The 16773-nt window shown below is 56.7% G+C and carries 15 protein-coding genes; 4 read left to right on the top strand and 11 right to left on the bottom strand.

All coding sequences use genetic code 11. The features are described 5' to 3' along the window. The first annotated feature begins 31 nt into the window (after nucleotides 1–31). Nucleotides 32–466 carry a DUF2000 domain-containing protein gene (locus OCH02_RS06475; RefSeq protein ID WP_261430459.1) on the top strand — a complete coding sequence of 145 codons (435 nt, stop codon included), beginning with the start codon at nucleotides 32–34 and terminating at the stop codon, nucleotides 464–466. Here OCH02_RS06475 and OCH02_RS06470 read toward each other — a convergent pair. Continuing rightward, nucleotides 450–1643 (bottom strand): benzoate/H(+) symporter BenE family transporter, encoded by a 1194-nt coding sequence (locus OCH02_RS06470; protein ID WP_261430458.1) that lies wholly within the window; start codon nucleotides 1641–1643, stop codon nucleotides 450–452. The genes OCH02_RS06475 and OCH02_RS06470 overlap by 17 nt on opposite strands. Nucleotides 1644–1756: 113 nt before the next feature. Here OCH02_RS06470 and OCH02_RS06465 point away from each other — a divergent pair, with 113 nt between their 5' ends. Continuing rightward, entirely contained in the window at nucleotides 1757–2320 is a 564-nt protein-coding gene (locus OCH02_RS06465) for a helix-turn-helix domain-containing protein (protein WP_261430457.1), read from the top strand. A gap of 163 nt (nucleotides 2321–2483) precedes the next feature. Continuing rightward, complete coding sequence (locus OCH02_RS06460) at nucleotides 2484–4577, top strand: prolyl oligopeptidase family serine peptidase (RefSeq protein ID WP_261430456.1); 2094 nt, start codon at nucleotides 2484–2486, stop codon at nucleotides 4575–4577. 65 nt (nucleotides 4578–4642) lie between these two features. Here OCH02_RS06460 and dtpA read toward each other — a convergent pair whose 3' ends face one another. From dtpA to rsxD, 5 genes are all read right to left on the bottom strand, one after another. Continuing rightward, nucleotides 4643–6163, bottom strand: coding sequence for a dipeptide/tripeptide permease DtpA (dtpA, locus tag OCH02_RS06455; RefSeq protein ID WP_261430455.1), 1521 nt, complete (start codon nucleotides 6161–6163; stop codon nucleotides 4643–4645). A gap of 600 nt (nucleotides 6164–6763) precedes the next feature. Next, nucleotides 6764–7405: an endonuclease III gene (gene nth, locus OCH02_RS06450; protein ID WP_261430454.1), complete on the bottom strand. Its 642-nt coding sequence runs from the start codon at nucleotides 7403–7405 to the stop codon at nucleotides 6764–6766. Beyond that, nucleotides 7405–8103 (bottom strand): electron transport complex subunit E, encoded by a 699-nt coding sequence (locus OCH02_RS06445; protein WP_261430453.1) that lies wholly within the window; start codon nucleotides 8101–8103, stop codon nucleotides 7405–7407. Before OCH02_RS06445 ends, nth begins: the two co-directional genes overlap by 1 nt. Further along, on the bottom strand, nucleotides 8100–8729 hold the full coding sequence (gene rsxG / locus OCH02_RS06440; protein WP_261430810.1) for an electron transport complex subunit RsxG: 630 nt from the start codon (nucleotides 8727–8729) through the stop codon (nucleotides 8100–8102). The genes OCH02_RS06445 and rsxG overlap by 4 nt, the downstream gene beginning before the upstream one ends. A gap of 9 nt (nucleotides 8730–8738) precedes the next feature. Continuing rightward, the gene (gene rsxD / locus OCH02_RS06435) at nucleotides 8739–9824 is read right to left on the bottom strand and encodes an electron transport complex subunit RsxD (RefSeq protein ID WP_261430452.1); all 1086 of its coding nucleotides are present in this window, start codon (nucleotides 9822–9824) and stop codon (nucleotides 8739–8741) included. 380 nt (nucleotides 9825–10204) lie between these two features. Between rsxD and OCH02_RS06430 the strand changes: the two genes are divergently transcribed. Continuing rightward, entirely contained in the window at nucleotides 10205–11098 is an 894-nt protein-coding gene (locus OCH02_RS06430; protein WP_261430451.1) for a helix-turn-helix domain-containing protein, read from the top strand. Nucleotides 11099–11133: 35 nt separating this feature from the next. Here OCH02_RS06430 and rsxC read toward each other — a convergent pair whose 3' ends face one another. The 5 genes from rsxC to araA all read right to left on the bottom strand — a co-directional run bounded on the left by rsxC (nucleotide 11134) and on the right by araA (nucleotide 16765). Continuing rightward, complete coding sequence (rsxC, locus tag OCH02_RS06425) at nucleotides 11134–13242, bottom strand: electron transport complex subunit RsxC (RefSeq protein WP_261430450.1); 2109 nt, start codon at nucleotides 13240–13242, stop codon at nucleotides 11134–11136. Beyond that, nucleotides 13235–13807 carry an electron transport complex subunit RsxB gene (gene rsxB / locus OCH02_RS06420; protein WP_012144971.1) on the bottom strand — a complete coding sequence of 191 codons (573 nt, stop codon included), beginning with the start codon at nucleotides 13805–13807 and terminating at the stop codon, nucleotides 13235–13237. Before rsxB ends, rsxC begins: the two co-directional genes overlap by 8 nt. Next, nucleotides 13807–14388 (bottom strand): electron transport complex subunit RsxA, encoded by a 582-nt coding sequence (rsxA, locus tag OCH02_RS06415; RefSeq protein WP_085116624.1) that lies wholly within the window; start codon nucleotides 14386–14388, stop codon nucleotides 13807–13809. The genes rsxB and rsxA overlap by 1 nt, the downstream gene beginning before the upstream one ends. 271 nt (nucleotides 14389–14659) lie before the next feature. After that, nucleotides 14660–15100 carry a DUF2569 domain-containing protein gene (locus OCH02_RS06410; protein WP_261430449.1) on the bottom strand — a complete coding sequence of 147 codons (441 nt, stop codon included), beginning with the start codon at nucleotides 15098–15100 and terminating at the stop codon, nucleotides 14660–14662. Between the two features lie 159 nt (nucleotides 15101–15259). Beyond that, entirely contained in the window at nucleotides 15260–16765 is a 1506-nt protein-coding gene (araA, locus tag OCH02_RS06405; protein ID WP_261430448.1) for an L-arabinose isomerase, read from the bottom strand. Between the last annotated feature and the right edge of the window lie 8 nt (nucleotides 16766–16773).

Here is a 16773-nt window from a genome sequence, read left to right as displayed (position 1 = left end):
CCTGCAGACATACTTATCGACAGGAAGCCCAATGATGGAAGAGTTCTCCCCAGGAATGATTAGCGCCGAGCGCTGTGTGATTGTGATTAATCAGGATTTACCGCTGGGTAATATTGCCAATGCGGCCGCGGTACTGGCGCTAACGCTGGGACAACGCCATCCGATGCTGGTGGGCGAGGTATTGGCCGATAGTCTGGGGCAATGTTGGCCGGGGTTAATCCCCATTGGCATCAGCGTGCTGGCTGCCAGTGAGGAGCAACTAGGCGCTCTGTTGCAACAGCCGCGTGCAGCGGAAGTGGATCGGATCCTGTTCCCGGTTGATGGCCAGCAAACCACCAATTATGCCCAATTCCGCGCCAGCGTCGCCAACCGACCAAGTTCCGAATGGCGTCTATTGGGCATCGCGTTGGCCGGTGAGAAGAAAACCGTGCGTAAGTTGACGGCTAAACTCAATCTGTTGACTTAGCTGGCCGTTGCGGTAGCGACAGGATGATATGGGCAATTGCGCCGCCAATAATCCCCCAAAATGCAGAGCCAACGCCGAGCAGCGTCACGCCGGACGCGGTGATCAAAAAGGCGATCAGTGCGGCATCGCGTTGCTTTTCATCCTGCAGTGCGCGTTGCAAACTGCCGGCGATAGTGCCCAGCAGGGCCAGCCCGGCAATGGTATGGATCAGGGCCACGGGCAAGGCGCTGAACAACATACTGATAACGCCGCCAAACAGGCCGGCCAGCAGATAAAACACCCCGGCGGCGACGGCGGCCATATAGCGGCGCTGTGGATTGGGGTGTACGTCCGGCCCCATACAAATGGCGGCAGTAATGGCGGCAATACACACCGAGAATCCACCGAAGGGAGCCAGCAGCAGTGCGGTCAGTGCCGTCCAGCTAATCAGCGGCGAAGTTGGCACGCTGTAGCCGGAGGCCTTTAGCGTGGCAATACCGGGGGCGTTTTGTGACGCCATGGTGACCACGAAGAACGGCACGCCAATCCCCAGCAGTGTCGACCAGCTAAAATGCGGCGTAATAAATTCCGGCATGGCGAACGCCAGCGGCTGTTGCCAAAGATGAATGTTGCCCTGCAGCGCCGCAATCGCCAGCCCGGTCAGCAGCGTCAGCACAATGGCATAACGCGCCAGATAACGCCGCGTCACCAGATACACCAGTCCCATTGCGGCGCTGAGTGCGAAATTGACCTGTAGTGAGGCAAACGCATCCAGGCCAAAGCGCAGCAAGATCCCCGCCAACATCGCCGCCGAAATAGCCTGCGGAATATAATCCATCAGCCGGGCGAACAGCCCGGTGACACCGCACAGCAGGATCAGCCCCGAGGCAAAGATAAATACGCCAATCGCTTCGTTAATCGGCGTACCGGGCAGGCTGGTGACCAGCAGCGCTGCGCCGGGGGTCGACCAGGCGGTCAGAATCGGCGTGCGGTAATACAGCGAAAGCCCAAGCGAGGTAATGCCCATCCCCAGCCCCAACATGCTCAGCCAGCCGCCAATCTGCAAGGGGGTAGCTCCGGCAGCTGCAGCCGCCTGGAAGATAATGGCAGCCGAACTGGTGTACCCGACCAATACCGCAACAAACCCGGCCATTACGGCAGGCAGAGACAGATGACGCAGAGAGATGGCTGGGCGCATGGCACACTCCGGCAACGATTGTGCGTTATAACGCACGATAAGCGGCGAGCATAGCACCGTGCGTTATAGCGCACAAGTGGCTATAATCAGCCGCAATCTCAGGGGAGAAAAACATGCAGGAACTGTCTGGTCATCTGGCACAAACGCTTCGTTCGCTGCGTATGCAGCGCGGTTGGAGTCTGGCGCAGGCGGCTGAAAATACCGGTGTCAGCAAGGCGATGCTGGGGCAGATCGAACGGGGAGAATCCAGCCCGACGGTGGCTACCTTGTGGAAAATCGCTACCGGTTTTAACGTGGCTTTTTCCGCCTTTCTGGAGATCTCGCCGCTGCAACAGCAAGCCACGTTACATCGCTACGGCGATGCTCCGGTGTTTAATCAATACAACGCCGATATGCGGGTGGTGCCGCTGTTTCCGTTTGATCGTCAACTGGGTTTTGACATGTTCGTTATCGATCTGGCGCCAGGCGCGCTCAGCGAGTCTTCGGCCCATGAGGCCGGAGTAATTGAGCACGTGATTGTCATCAGCGGTGAACTGGAACTGGCGGTTGACGGCCAGTGGCACCATCTGGCCAGCGGTGAGGCGATGCGCTTTCAGGCCGACAGGCCCCATGCCTACCGTAATAACAGTCAACAGACTGTGCGCATTCACGATTTGATCCACTACCCTAAGTTTTGACTCAATGGCAGGGGGCAGGCTTTGACTCGGCCTTGCCAAACGCCTACTTTATTGAAAATGATTCGTATTAACTGTCAAAAGGAGCTTGATTTTGCCTATCACCCACAGTAACCGCCGCCAGTTTCTTAAACTCGGCGCACAAACTGCAGGAGCCGTATTCGCGATGACTTCATTACCGAGCAGTATCCGCCTGGCGATGGCGGCAGAAAATGGCGCCGGCACCGCCGATGAATTTTTATGGCTGGAACAGCTGCAGGGCAAGGCCGTACAGGCGTGGATCAAACAGGAAAACCAGCGTACCACCGCGCGTTTCGCCCAGGGCGAAGGCTTCCAACGGGTGGAAAAACAGGTGCTGGATATTCTGAATAAAGAGAGCCAAATTCCGTGGGTCGCCAAGCGCGGCGATTACTATTACAACTTCTGGCAGGATCAAACCAATCCGCGTGGCTTATGGCGACGCACTACCCTGCAGGAATACCGTAAAGCCAAGCCGGTTTGGGAAACGGTGCTGGATATTGACGCTCTGGGCAAGGCGGAGGGCCAAGACTGGGTATTCCACGGCTCGCAGTCGCTGGCACCGGAATACCGTTATTGCCTGCTGGAACTGTCGCCGGACGGCGGTGATGCCACCGAAATCCGTGAGTTTGATCTGGTCAGCAAGCAGTTTGTCAAAGATGGCTTTGTGCTGCCGGTAGCGAAAAGCCAGGCCTCGTGGATTGATAAAGACACACTGTTTATCGCCACTGATTTCGGTGCAGGCTCGATGACTCAGTCCGGCTATGCGCGCATTGCCAAACGCTGGCGGCGGGGGACGCCACTGAGCGCCGCCCAGACCTTGTATGAAGCCCAACCGCAGGATATGACGGTGTTTGCTTATCACGACCAGACGCCGGGGTTTGAACGGAACTACGTGGGCCGCAGTCTGGACTTCTACCGCCGTGAAACCTATCTGCTCAATGAGCAAGACCAACAGATCAAAATCGACATTCCCGCCGACGCCGAGTTCAGTACGCACCGCGAGTGGATATTGATTAAACCGAGCAGCGACTGGGAAGTGGGCGGATCGCGTTATCCTTCGGGTTCGCTGTTGGCGGCCCATTTCGACGATTATCTGGCGGGTAAGCGTGAGCTGACGGTGTTATTTGCCCCGACCGCGCAGGTGGCGCTGAGCGGTTACAGTGGTACTCGCGACCACCTAATCCTCAGCATCATGGACAACGTGGTCAACCGGCTGGAAGTCCTGACACCGCAGGGCAAAACCTGGCAGCGCAAGCCGCTGGGCAAACCGGGGGCAATCAGCACTATTTCCGCCGGTGGCGTCGATGACGAAAGCAACGACTATTTCCTGACCATCAGCGGATTCCTGCAACCGACTTCACTGTATCTGGGCAATCTCGACGGCGGTGAGGCAGAATTGCTCAAGCAGGGGCCACAGGACTTTGACGCCAGCGGCTATCAGGTCAGCCAGCATTTCACCTTGTCTAAAGACGGCACGCGCGTGCCGTATTTCCAAATTTCAGCCAAAGGCATCAAGCTGGACGGCAGTAACCCAACCTTGCTGTATGGCTATGGCGGGTTCGAAGTGTCGCTATTGCCGGGGTACATGGGGGCTAAAGCACCGGCCTGGCTGGAACGCGGTGGGGTGTATGTGGTGGCGAATATTCGTGGCGGCGGCGAGTATGGCCCGGCCTGGCACCAGGCGGCGTTAAAGCAAAACCGGCATCGCGCCTACGAGGACTTTGCCGCAGTAGCTGAAGATTTGATCGCACGGAAAGTGACATCGTCACAACATCTGGGAGCGCGGGGTGGCAGTAACGGCGGGTTGCTGGTGGGCAACATGCTGACGCTGTATCCGCAGCTGTTCGGCTGCATCGTCTGTGAAGTGCCGTTGCTGGATATGCAGCGCTATACCCAGCTTTCCGCTGGTGCCTCCTGGATTGCCGAATATGGCGACCCGAGCAAGGCGGAAGAATGGGCCTACATCAAAACCTTCTCGCCGTATCACAATATCAAAGCCGGTGTGTCCTACCCGCCGGTGCTGTTTTACACCGCCACCAGTGACGATCGGGTCAACCCGTCGCACGCCCGTAAAATGGCGGCACGCATGCAGCAGATGGGTTATCCGCAGGCCTACTTCTATGAGAATACCGAAGGCGGGCACAGTGCCGCGGCGGACAAGAAACAGGCCGCATTCCACGGCGCACTGGTCAGTGAGTTTATGTGGGTTAATCTGAGCGCTAAATCTACAGCCCGATGACATAAAAAAGCCGGGGCAAATTAATGCCCCGGCTTTTTTTACCAGTCTGAAACCCTTGTCAGCAATCAGTTGGTGATAGCGGCCGCCTGAGCTTTCTTCTCGGTATCTTCTGCGGTATCCAGCGTCATGCGATACAGCTTCGGCGCGGTCAGCATCATCAGAATGGCGATGACGGCGGTGGCGATACCGATTTGCATAAACACGTGGCTGTAGATAGCCAGAGAAGCGTGCGCATCGTTGATGTTGGCAGGCACGGCAGTCAGGCCTGCGACCTTACCGGCAATCAGCGCAGCAGCGGCGGTGGTCAGGAACCAGGAGCCCATGATAAAGCCCATCAGGCGTTGTGGTACCAGTTGCGCAACCATGGCCAGGCCCAGGCCGGAGATCATCAGTTCGCCGATACTCTGCAGCGCATAGCTCAGGATCAGCCAGTTAACCGAAACGATACCCTGTTCATTGGCGAAGCTGGCACCCCACGGCAACACCAGGAAGGCACCGGAACACAGGATCATACCGAAGGCGAACTTGTGCGGCATCGGCAGACGGTCGCCCATCTTGTTATACAGTGCCGCCAGAATCGGACTGGCCAGCATGATCCAGAATGGGTTCAACGCCTGGTACTGCTCAGGTTCAAACGCCAGGCCGAGGATATTGTGCTCAACGTTATGGATAGCGAAGAAGTTCAACGAGGTAGGCATCTGAGCGTACAGCACGAAGAACACCACCGCTTCCAGCATCAGCAGGAAGGCAACGATCATCTTGCGGCGTGCGGCACCGTGCAGGGCAAAGGCTTCTTTAGCGAATACGATCACGATACCGATGGAGATCAGCGCCAGCGCCCAGCGAGCAACCACCTGGTTGTGCAGCAGCCAGCTTGAAATGGCGACCAGTGCCACCACGCCAACCAGCACCATCAGCAGTTTCTGCATGTGCAGTGGTTTGAAGTCAGGTTTGGAACCCTGATTCTTCACCCACTTGTGACACACCATAAAGTTAACCAGGGTGATCAGCATACCCACCACGCTCAGTGAGAACGCGACGCTCCAGCCATATTTCACTGCCAGCCACGGGGTGGCCAGCATGGACAGGAAAGAACCGATATTGACGGACATATAGTACATGGTGAATGCACCGTCCAAACGCGGATCGTCTTTCTCGTAGCAGGTTGACAGCAGGGAGGATGGGTTGGCTTTGAACAGGCCGCTACCTACGGCGATGGTCGCCATACCCAGGTACACCCAGAAAATATCATGGCCGGAGTAGGCCACCATGGCATAGCCGACGGCCAGCACCAGCGCACCCAGCACGATCACGCGCTTGGAGCCCAGCACTTTGTCCCCAAGCCAGCCGCCGATGGCAACGAAGCCATAGACCAGCGCACTGAAGGAGGAGAACAGGGTAATCGAGTCGGCTTCACTCAGCCCCAGCATCTTGACCAGATACACCGCCATGATGCCTTGCAGGCCGTAATAACCAAAACGTTCCCAGAGTTCAATGGAGAAGATCAGGTAAAACGCTTTAGGCTGTTTGAAAGCGTTGAGACTCACGCTTTCAGGATGTTCGCTGTTGTTGTTTGCAGTTGACACTGGTACCTCTGATTTTTCACTGCCCCGACTCAGAAAGACGGGAAATTGCAAAAGGTGATGCAGGACTGCATCCTTCTGCGTTGTTATAGGATGGGATGACGGCGGTTAATGTTCACTATCTTTGTCAACGAGGCAAGGTGTTTGTCATATCCTGTTACATATAACGCTCGTGAAGTGAAACGACCATGTTACAAATGTTATGCAGCATTAACTTTCGACTTTTTTTATTTTGCCGAGTTTTTGTTTTGATTAAAAGCTATACGGAATTTAAACAGTGATATATTCTGCTGCATTGGCTTTTGATGGTTCATATCAATGGGTGGGGTGAATAATCCATTGGAATGTTGTGCATATGGTGAGTTTTGTAAGATTTTAGAAATTTCAGAAAACGGCACTGGCGGTTGTGACGACAATGTGATCGTGAAAACGTGAGACTTGCCGCAATTTTTGACTAATTTTCCGCTTGAAAATAAGCGGGAAGTGAGTTTTTCACTAAAATCCGCGGAAACACCAAGGTTACTGCTGCTTGATATCACATTTCCGATAAAAAATAGGTCAGTGGCGGGGCTGAGGGAGGGGCGTCAGGTTACGCCCCAATCATCAGGCGTCGGGATAAACTTTCTCTTTAAACTCGCACAGGTCTTCAATCATGCAGGAGCCGCAGCGGGGTTTGCGTGCGATGCAGGTATAGCGCCCGTGCAGGATCAACCAGTGGTGGCAATCAACCTTGAATTCGGCCGGCACCACCTTTAGCAGCTTCTCCTCAACCAGATCGACATTTTTGCCCGGTGCGAAATTAGTACGGTTACAGACGCGGAAGATATGGGTATCGACCGCAATGGTCGGCCAGCCAAAGGCGGTATTGAGCACCACGTTGGCAGTTTTGCGGCCGACGCCGGGCAGGGCCTCCAGCGCCGCACGGTCTTCCGGCACCTCACCCGCGTGCAACTCCAGCAGCATGCGGCAGGTTTTGATCACGTTTTCGGCCTTGCTGTTAAACAGGCCGATGGTCTTGATATAGCCTTTAACGCCGTCGACGCCCAGAGCCAGCATGGCGGCCGGCGTATTGGCAACCGGATAAAGCTTGGCGGTGGCCTTGTTAACGCTGACGTCGGTCGCCTGAGCGGACAGCAGCACGGCAATCAGCAGCTCAAACGGCGTGGTGTACACCAGTTCGGTGGTCGGGTGTGGATCGTTGTCGCGTAGTCGGGTAAGAATTTCCAGCCGTTTCTGCTTATTCATTACGCTTTTTCTGCCTGTCCTTGTCCCTGCGCCGGTTCGGTCAATAATGCCCTGGCCGTGCGCGCCTTCATTCTTTCATCAATCAGGTATTTTACCGCCAACAGCAGGCCCAGACCAATAAAGGCACCCGGTGGCAGCATCGCCAGCAGGAACGGGCTGTCGAAGTGAACCACCTCAATCCGCAGTACCTTGGCCCAACTGCCCAGCAGCATATCGGCACCGTCGAACAAGGTACCGTTACCCAGCAGCTCACGCATCGCACCCAGCGTCACCATCACGCCGGTAGCCCCCAGGCCAATCGCCAGCCCGTCCAGTGCGGACAGACCGACCGGTTTTTTAGAGGCTACCGCTTCGGCGCGGCCGACCACGATACAGTTGGTGACGATCAGCGGGATAAAGATCCCCAACGACTGGTAGAGGCCGAAGGCATAGGCGTTGATCAGCATTTGTACAATGCTCACCGCCGCCGCGATGATCATGACGTAAATCGGGATACGGACTTCATTCGGCACCCAGCGGCGCACTGCGGATATCGAGGTGTTGGTCAGTATCAGCACCAGCGTGGTCGCCAGCCCCAGCCCGAGGGCGTTGGTGACGGTAGAGGTCACGGCCAGCAACGGGCACATCCCCAGCAATTGCACCAGTGCGGAGTTGTTCTTCCACAGCCCCTGGACAATCAGATCTTTGGCTTCACTCATTCGCTGGCTCCACAGGCAGGTAAGCTATCAAGTTTAGGCGGCAGCGTTTCCATATACAACGCCGTGCGTCGAACGGCATTGACCACCGCACGCGGTGTGATGGTGGCGCCGGTGAACTGATCGAACATACCGCCGTCTTTCTTCACCGCCCAACGTTTATCGTCAGGACCGTCGATTTTTTTGCCGCTGAAAAACGAAATCCAGTTTGAAATTCGCAGTTCGATTTTATCGCCGAGGCCAGGGGTTTCATGGTGCGCCACCACCCGGGTGCCCAGCACGGTACCGTTGAAATCGGCACCGACCAGCAGTTGAATGGCGCCGGAATAGCCGTCCGGCGCGGTGGTTTCCAATGCTGCGGCGGTGGGTTGGCCATTTTTACGCGCCAGATACAGGCGATGGGGTGCATCGTTGCCCAACGCCGGGTTGCTGACCAGGAAACACTCGGTCTGCATATTGTTGTCGTAATGTTCTGGCGGCACTACCTGATCAAGCAGCGCCTTTTGCTGCAGTGCTGCCTGATGGGCGATGGTGCTCTGCGTCAGGGTATGAACCACCGCAGTCAGGCCGGTGGTCACTGCGGCAAACACCGCCAGCGTGGTGCCATGCTTTCTCATTGAATTTAGCATCATGGCTCCTTAGCGATGGCCGTACACGCGAGGCTGCGTGTAGTGGTCGATCAGCGGGACGGTAATGTTGGCCAGCAACACCGCAAAGGCGACGCCGTCCGGATAACCGCCGTAAACGCGAATGAGCCACACCAGTACGCCCACCAATGCGCCGTAAATCAGGCGGCCTTTCGGCGTGGTAGAAGCACTGACCGGATCGGTAGCAATAAAGAACGCGCCCAGCATGCTGGCACCGGAGAATAGGTGGATCAGCGGCGAGGCTTGCTGCGCCGGATCAAGCCACCAGGCCAAACCGGAACACAGGGCGATGGCCGCCAGCATGCTGAAGGGGATCTGCCAGTGGATCAGGCGACGCCCCAGCATAAACAGGCCACCGGCCAGAAAACCGAGATTAACCCATTGCCAGCCGATACCGGCCAGTGCGCCACCGAACAGCGGCTGTTGCAGCACCTGCTCAACGCTATGACCGCTGCGCAGGCCGGTTTTGAAACCGTCCAGAGGAGTGGCCTGGCTGATGCCGTCAATACCCATTTGCAGTTCATGAATGGTGGCGCCCTGCGTCGTGTGGCCGCTGAAAATAGCCAACAGGGTATCCTGGAACGACAGCGCGGTAGCCCGCAGTTCATCCGGCGGTAACCAACTGGTCATCTGAACCGGGAAGGCGATCAGCAACACCACATAACCGACCATGGCCGGATTGAACGGGTTCTGCCCGAGGCCGCCATACAGCTGTTTGGCAATCACGATGGCGAAGAAGGTGCCGATGACAATCATCCACCAGGGGGCCAATGGCGGTAGACTGATGCCCAGCAACAGGGCCGTCAGCAGGGCCGAGTTATCGGCCAGCCGGGTGCGCACCGGCAATTTGCGCAGGGAAAGGATGACCCCTTCCGCCAGCAGGGCGACGATCATCGCCAGTACGGTTTGAACCAGCGTGCCATAGCCAAAAAACCATACCTGCGCAGCGATACCGGGAATGCAGGCCAACATCACCCACAGCATGATACGGCTGGTGCTTTGCTGGTTATGGGTGAAGGGGGAGCTGGCAATGTGCAAGCCTTTGGTGGCTGAGGGTTGTACCGGCCTGAACTTCATAGAGAACTACACCTATCTTTGCCGGATATCGGCAGGTTCAACGCGCCTCTCAGCGGAGACGCAGGAAAAATTATAGCGCTGCATTCTACCTGAATCACCCAGAGGGTAATACGTGTTAATTGTAGGGCTATTAGCCTTTTAGCACTGGATGTACTCCTGATTTTATCCGACCTATGGCGCGATCGGATTTTTGTTGGTTATATAATCGGGCTAGATTGGTGGTGCAAGAACGAAATTGCCGGCATTAATGGCCGGCGACAGGCGATAACCTCTGGATTGGCATGGTGTTTTTGGTTCGTTTTTTCGCACAAAATAACAACTTTTACATAATCTATGTGGGTTATTATCCCGAGTATTATTAAGTTAGTGAATGTAAATTAATGACAAATGAAGATGTATTTTTTATTGAAGAGCTAATTGAGTGGGTTGAGATACATCTGGAGAAACGGCCAAACCTGGACGAAGTCGCGCGCATTTCCGGCTACTCCAAATGGCACCTGCAACGCAAGTTCAAACGCATCACCGGTATTCAGCTTGCCACCTATATCCGCTCACGCATTCTGACGCGTGCCGCAGTGGCCTTACGTATTACCCATCGCTCTATTATCGATATATCAGACGAGCTGGGCTTCGATTCGCAGCAAACCTTTACCCGCATGTTCAAACAGCGCTTCGAAACCACGCCCAATCGTTACCGAACGATGGAACGCTGGGATGTGAAGAACCTGATGCCACGTTTCAGTTTTGATGCCAACTTTGCGGCCGACTTTTATCCAGAAGTGAAGCGCCTGACATTGCCGGATATGCAGCTTGTGGGGTACTCGCGCCAGCTGGATTTCGCTGGAGAAAACGGCATCGAACATTCGTCCTGTATGGCGATGAAGGATGAAATTTTTACCGACTTCTTCCGTGGCCTGAGTGTGGACTGTCATCGGGTGTACAGCATCCATTCCGTTCGTAATCGGGGGGAGAGCGAGTGTTCGGCTACTCATATCATGGCGGTGGAGCCTGAAAACAAAAAGGATATTCTGTCAGGCTACCAGATAGACAATATTCCTATTGCCGGGCGCGAATATATCTCTATCAACCATCAGGGAAGCGCCATGGAGTGTACAAAATTCTTCGCTTATCTGATTACCCACGTGATGCCAGGGTTGCGCCACGAGGTGAAGGGCAGCGTGGAGATGGAAATTATTCAAACCAAGGAAAGGACTCAGGACTCGAAGATGCGTCAGATTGACGTTGATTATACCTATCTGATTTCTATCGATTAAAAAGCGCCTTGCGTTCTGCAAGGCGCTTTTATCCGTTACTCTTTATTTGTCTCCACCGGCGCCAGCTGTGCGGCTTTTTTGGCTTTGGCGCGGGCAATGGCGGCGGCAACCGCGGCCTTGCGTGGATCTTCTTCCGTCACCGTCACTGTCGGCTCGACCGGCGTTTCCACCGCTGCGGCCTGCTGTGCCGCTTTCTTGGCTTTGGCGCGGGCAATGGCGGCGGCAACCGCGGCCTTGCGCGGGTCTTCTTCCGTCACTGCGGCTGGCTGTTCGGTCGGCGTTTCCACCGCTGCGGTCTGCTGCGCCGCTTTCTTGGCTTTGACTCGTGCCAGTGCGGCGGCAACCGCGGCCTTGCGCGGGTCTTCTTCCGTCACTACGGCTGGCTGTTCGGTCGGCGTTTCCACCGCTGCGGTCTGCTGCGCCGCTTTCTTGGCTTTGACTCGTGCCAGTGCAGCGGCAACCGCCGCCTTGCGCGGATCTTCATCTTCGCTAGCCGATGCTGCTACCGGTGCTATAGCTGTTTCCTGGTGGGCGCGGCGTTCACGAGCCTGCGCTTTACGAGCCTCGCGGGCAGCGATCATTTCACTGTTGTCCGGTGCGTCACCGCTGATGGTGCCTGTCGCCGGAGCAGCATTTTTACTGCGAACTCGCGCCAGGGCCGCCTGAACCGCATCCTGGTCGCCATCGGTCAGTTTGACTGCCGCTTTCTTATGGCGTGCTTCGCGCGCCAGTTTTTCACGTTCCAGACGCGCCAATTTGGCTTCGTAACGCGCCTTGGCTTCAGCCGTGCGTGCCGCTTCCTGATCGATAGCTTTGATCTCGGCCTTTTCCTGGCGGTAGTACTGCACCAGCGGGATATTGCTCGGGCAGACAAAGGCGCAGGCACCGCATTCAATGCAGTCGAACAGATTATGATTGCGGGCTTTTTCGTGTTCTTCGCCGCGGCTGAACCAGTAAAGCTGCTGCGGTAACAGGCCCGCCGGGCAGGCGTCAACGCACAGGCCGCAGCGAATACAGGATTGCTCCGGTTCCTGCGGTGCCATTTCATTGACCGAGGGTGCCAGAATACAGTTGCTGATCTTGACGATGGGGACGTGGAGCGCGGGCAGGGTAAAGCCCATCAGCGGGCCGCCCATCACGACCATTTGCTGAGCCTGAGGCTGGAAACCGGCAAATTTCAACAGGTGCTGTACCGGTGTGCCTATGCGCGCCCACAGGTTGCCCGGTTGGCTGAGGGCCTCACCGGTCAGGGTCACCACGCGTTCGATCAGCGGCTCGCCGTCGACAATCGCACGTTTAATGGCAAAGGCAGTACCGACGTTCTGCATCAGCACGCCAATCGCGGAAGAGTGCTTGCCGTGCGGCACCTCCTTGCCAATCAGGATCTTGGTGAGCTGTTTGGCGCCGCCAGAAGGGTATTTGGTTGGGATCACCCGCAGGGCAATACCTGGCTGACCGCGCAGCGCCAGTTTCAACGCGGCAATCGCTTCGGGCTTATTGTCCTCGATGCCAATCAGCGTGACCTTGGGTTGCAGCAGGTGGCGCAGGATCTGCGTGCCTTCAATCACCTGGTCGGCATGTTCCTGCATCAAGCGGTCGTCGGCAGTGATATAAGGTTCGCACTCTGCGGCGTTGAGGATCAGGGTTTCTACCCCGTTCATCCCGCCCTGCAGCTTGCTGGCGGTCGGGAAACCGGCGCCGCCCAGCCCGGCGATGCCGGCCTGATGAATACGTTGGATCAACTCGCTGGCGGTCAGTTGACGGTAGCCGGCTACCGGCGCACGCTCGCCCCAGCGGTCTTCGCCGTCAGGCTGAATAATCACGCACAGTTCTGCCAGCCCTGAAGGGTGAGCGGTGATATGAGGTGTGATGGCGCTGACGGTGCCGGAGGTCGGCGCGTGCACCGGTACGGTACGGCCCCGGCCGACGGTCAGCGGCTGGCCTTTCAGCACGGTGTCGCCGACCTTGACGCACAGTTCACCTTCCGGCCCCAGATGTTGTTGCAACGGGATAATAAACTTATCCGGCAGCGGGGCGGTACGCAGCGGTACACCGCTGGACTGGGTCTTCATTTCCGGTGGATGGATCCCGCCATCGAAATCCCAAATCCGGTCTTTTTTGAAGGCGGCGAACAGATTAAGCATGTTGCTCCACGTGGATCACTTGCACCGGTATCGTCTTCATGTCCCACTTCCAGTTGGCGGTAGTGGTGGCGACCGGTCTCATTTCAATACAGTCGGTAGGGCACGGCGCAACGCACAGGTCGCAGCCGGTACAAAGATCGGTAATGACGGTATGCATGGCGCGGGTAGCGCCGACGATGGCGTCCACCGGGCAGGCCTGAATGCACTTGGTGCAGCCGATGCAGTTGGCTTCGTCAATGTAGGCCACCTGGCGCACAGGTTCGGCGGCGGCTTCGCTGCCGAGCGGCTGCGGTTCGACGTTGAGCAATTCAGCCAACTTCAGCATCACCTGCTCGCCACCCGGCGCGCATTTGTTAATCATCTCACCGTTGGCGACGGCTTCGGCATAAGGACGACAGCCGGGGTAACCGCATTGGCCACACTGGCTTTGTGGCAAAATCTCATCGACCTGTTCGGCGACCGGATCTTCTTCCACCTCAAAACGGCGCGCGGCATAGCCCAGCACCAGACCGAACAGCAGGCCAAGGGCGCTTAACGCAGCAATCGCAATCCATAACGCGGTCATTAGAATTTCACCAGCCCGGTAAAGCCCATAAAGGCCAGCGACATCAACCCGGCGGTGATCAACGCGATGGAAGAGCCCCGGAAGGGCGCAGGCACATCGGCAACCGCCAGACGTTCACGAATGGCGGCAAACAGCACCATCACCAGGGAGAAGCCCGCGGCGGCGCTGAAGCCGTACACCGCAGACTGCAGGAAATTGTAGCCGAGGTTGACATTCAGCAGTGCGACACCGAGAACCGCGCAGTTGGTGGTGATCAGCGGCAGGAAAATGCCCAGCAGGCGATACAGCGCCGGGCTGGTTTTGCGTACCACCATCTCGGTAAATTGCACCACCACGGCGATCACCAGAATAAACGACAGCGTGCGCAGATACACCAGATCCAACGGAACCAGAATAAAGGTATTGATCACCCAGGCGCTGACCGAGGCCATCGTCATAACAAAAGTGGTGGCCATTCCCATACCAATGGCACTTTCCAGCTTTTTGGAAACGCCGAGGAACGGGCACAGGCCAAGAAACTTCACCAGGACGAAGTTATTCACCAGTACGGTGCCGACAAACAGGAGCAGGTATTCGGTCATTGCGATGCCTAAAAAAATAAAAGCCGCCTATTATCGGGAATTGGCGGCCTGACCACAACATAGGGATAGCAGGGTTATTGCCCTTTTTGCCACTTTTTGCCCATTTTTGTTGAATATTTACACAATCAAGCCCTATGAATTTCAAATCGCAGCTAGGCGCCCAGCTCGCTCATCCCCAGGCGCTTACTTAAGTAAGTAACTGGGGTGAGCGAGTGCAGGTAACAACGCTGCGGTTTGAAAGGCGACGGGCCATATTTATGTACAACGTGATTTAGTTCTCGGTAAATGTACCTTTGACTCGCTTGGAACGCTTCATGTAGGGCACCAGCAACGCGGCCATCAACAGTGGCCAGCCCAGACTGCGTACTGCCAATTCATCCGGCACCGGTGCAAAGGCAAAGGCTTTCACCGCCAGCAATACGGTAATCAGCAGCCACAGCAGGAACAATTTGGGGAACCGCTGCGAACGGTGGCAGAACAGCCACAGCAGCCACAGGGTAAAGCACCACATCAATAGGGTGGTCAGCACGGAGAAATACCACTGCATGCTAAACGCTTGGGCGTTGGTGAGCAGATATTCGCGCGATTCCGGCACGAAAATCGCCATGCCATACAGGAGCAGCATCAGACTGGCGCTAAGCAGGGTGACAATCAGATAGGCCATCGGGGCCAGCAACCAACCGCCGATACGGGTGTAATCAGCTTGAGACATAAACGGCTTCCTGGGTAAGACATGATCCAATGTGACAGCCGCATAGCTTAGCGGGTAATGCGGGCTTCGTCATCAATATCAAGCGGATGGTCGGGAGCAAGGCGGCGTGGCAGCACGTTTGGCTACCGGCAGGCGATTTTGCCACCGGTAGCCGGACGATTAACGGCGGTTAAGTTGATAGTAGGCTTCGTTCCAGCGCAGCTCGTTTTTGAACGCCGGTAGGGTGGTGTCCTGGTCAATCAGCAAGAACTCGATGTTATGCATTTCGGCATACAGCCGCAGCATATCGGCGTCCAGCGCCTGGGAGAACACCGTGTGGTGGGCGCCCCCCGCCAGGATCCAGGCTTCGGCGGCGGTCGCCAGCGTGGGTTGGGCCCGCCAGATGGCGCGCGCCACCGGCAGCTTGGGCAGCGGGTGCGGTTGTTCCACGGTGTCCACCTGATTGACCAGCAGGCGGAAGCGATCGCCCATGTCGATCAGGCTGGCGTTGACCGCTGGGCCGGCCGGAGTCGAAAAAATCAGCCGCGCCGGATCTGCCTTGCCGCCGATACCGAGCGGCTGGATATCCAACAGCGGTTTGGGTTCTTTGGCGATAGACGGGCAGACCTCCAGCATGTGCGAGCCGACCACCAAATCGTTCCCCGGCTGGAAGTGATAGGTGTAATCCTCCATAAACGAGGTGCCGCCGTGCAACCCATCGGCCATCACTTTCAGGATGCGCAGCAGCGCGGCGGTTTTCCAGTCGCCTTCGCCGCCAAAGCCGTAGCCTTGTTGCATCAGGCGCTGTACCGCCAGCCCCGGCAGCTGTTTCATGCCGTGCAAGTCTTCAAAGTTGGTAGTGAAAGCCTGGAAGTTGCCCTGTTCGAGGAAACGCTTCATGCCCAGCTCGATGCGCGCCGCGTCGGTCAGGTTCTCGCGTTTTGCGCCGTTGAGTTTGGCCGCATCGCTCAGCACATAGCTGGCCTCATACTCTTCAATCAGCGCATCTACATCGCCACGGCTGACGTCGTTAATGACGCTGACCAAATCGCCAATGCCATAGGCATTGACCGAGTAACCAAACTGGATCTGTGCGCCGACCTTGTCGCCATCGGTCACCGCCACCTCACGCATGTTGTCGCCAAAACGCGCCACTTTCAGCTGCTGGCCGGCCTGTTTGGCGCTGGCGACCCGCATCCACTGGCCAATGCGCCGGTGTGCTTCGGGATCCTGCCAGTGACCGGCAATCACGCTGTGCTGCTGGCGCATACGGGCACCGATAAAGCCGAATTCACGGCCGCCGTGGGCGGTTTGGTTGAGGTTCATAAAGTCCATATCCATACTGTCCCAGGGCACCTGGGCGTTGAACTGGGTATGGAACTGCAACAGCGGCTTATGCAGCACCGACAGCCCTGCGATCCACATTTTGGCCGGTGAGAAGGTGTGTAGCCAGGCCAGGATGCCAATACACTGGGGTTGATAGTTGGCGTCACGACACAGGGCGGTGATTTCATCCGGCGTGGTGACCAGCGGTTTCAGCACCAGTTTTACCGGTAGGCCGGCTTCGCGGTTGAGACTTTCCACCACCTGTTCGGCGTGTGCCTTGACCTGTTGCAGGGTTTGCGGGCCGTACAGATGTTGGCTGCCGATGGCGAACCAGACTTCGCGCTGCTTGAATGCATTCATTAAAAAAG

The organism is Serratia quinivorans (assembly GCF_946227985.1).
In the GTDB taxonomy this organism is placed as follows: domain Bacteria; phylum Pseudomonadota; class Gammaproteobacteria; order Enterobacterales; family Enterobacteriaceae; genus Serratia; species Serratia quinivorans_A.
This window is presented reverse-complemented; position numbering and strand designations above follow the sequence as displayed.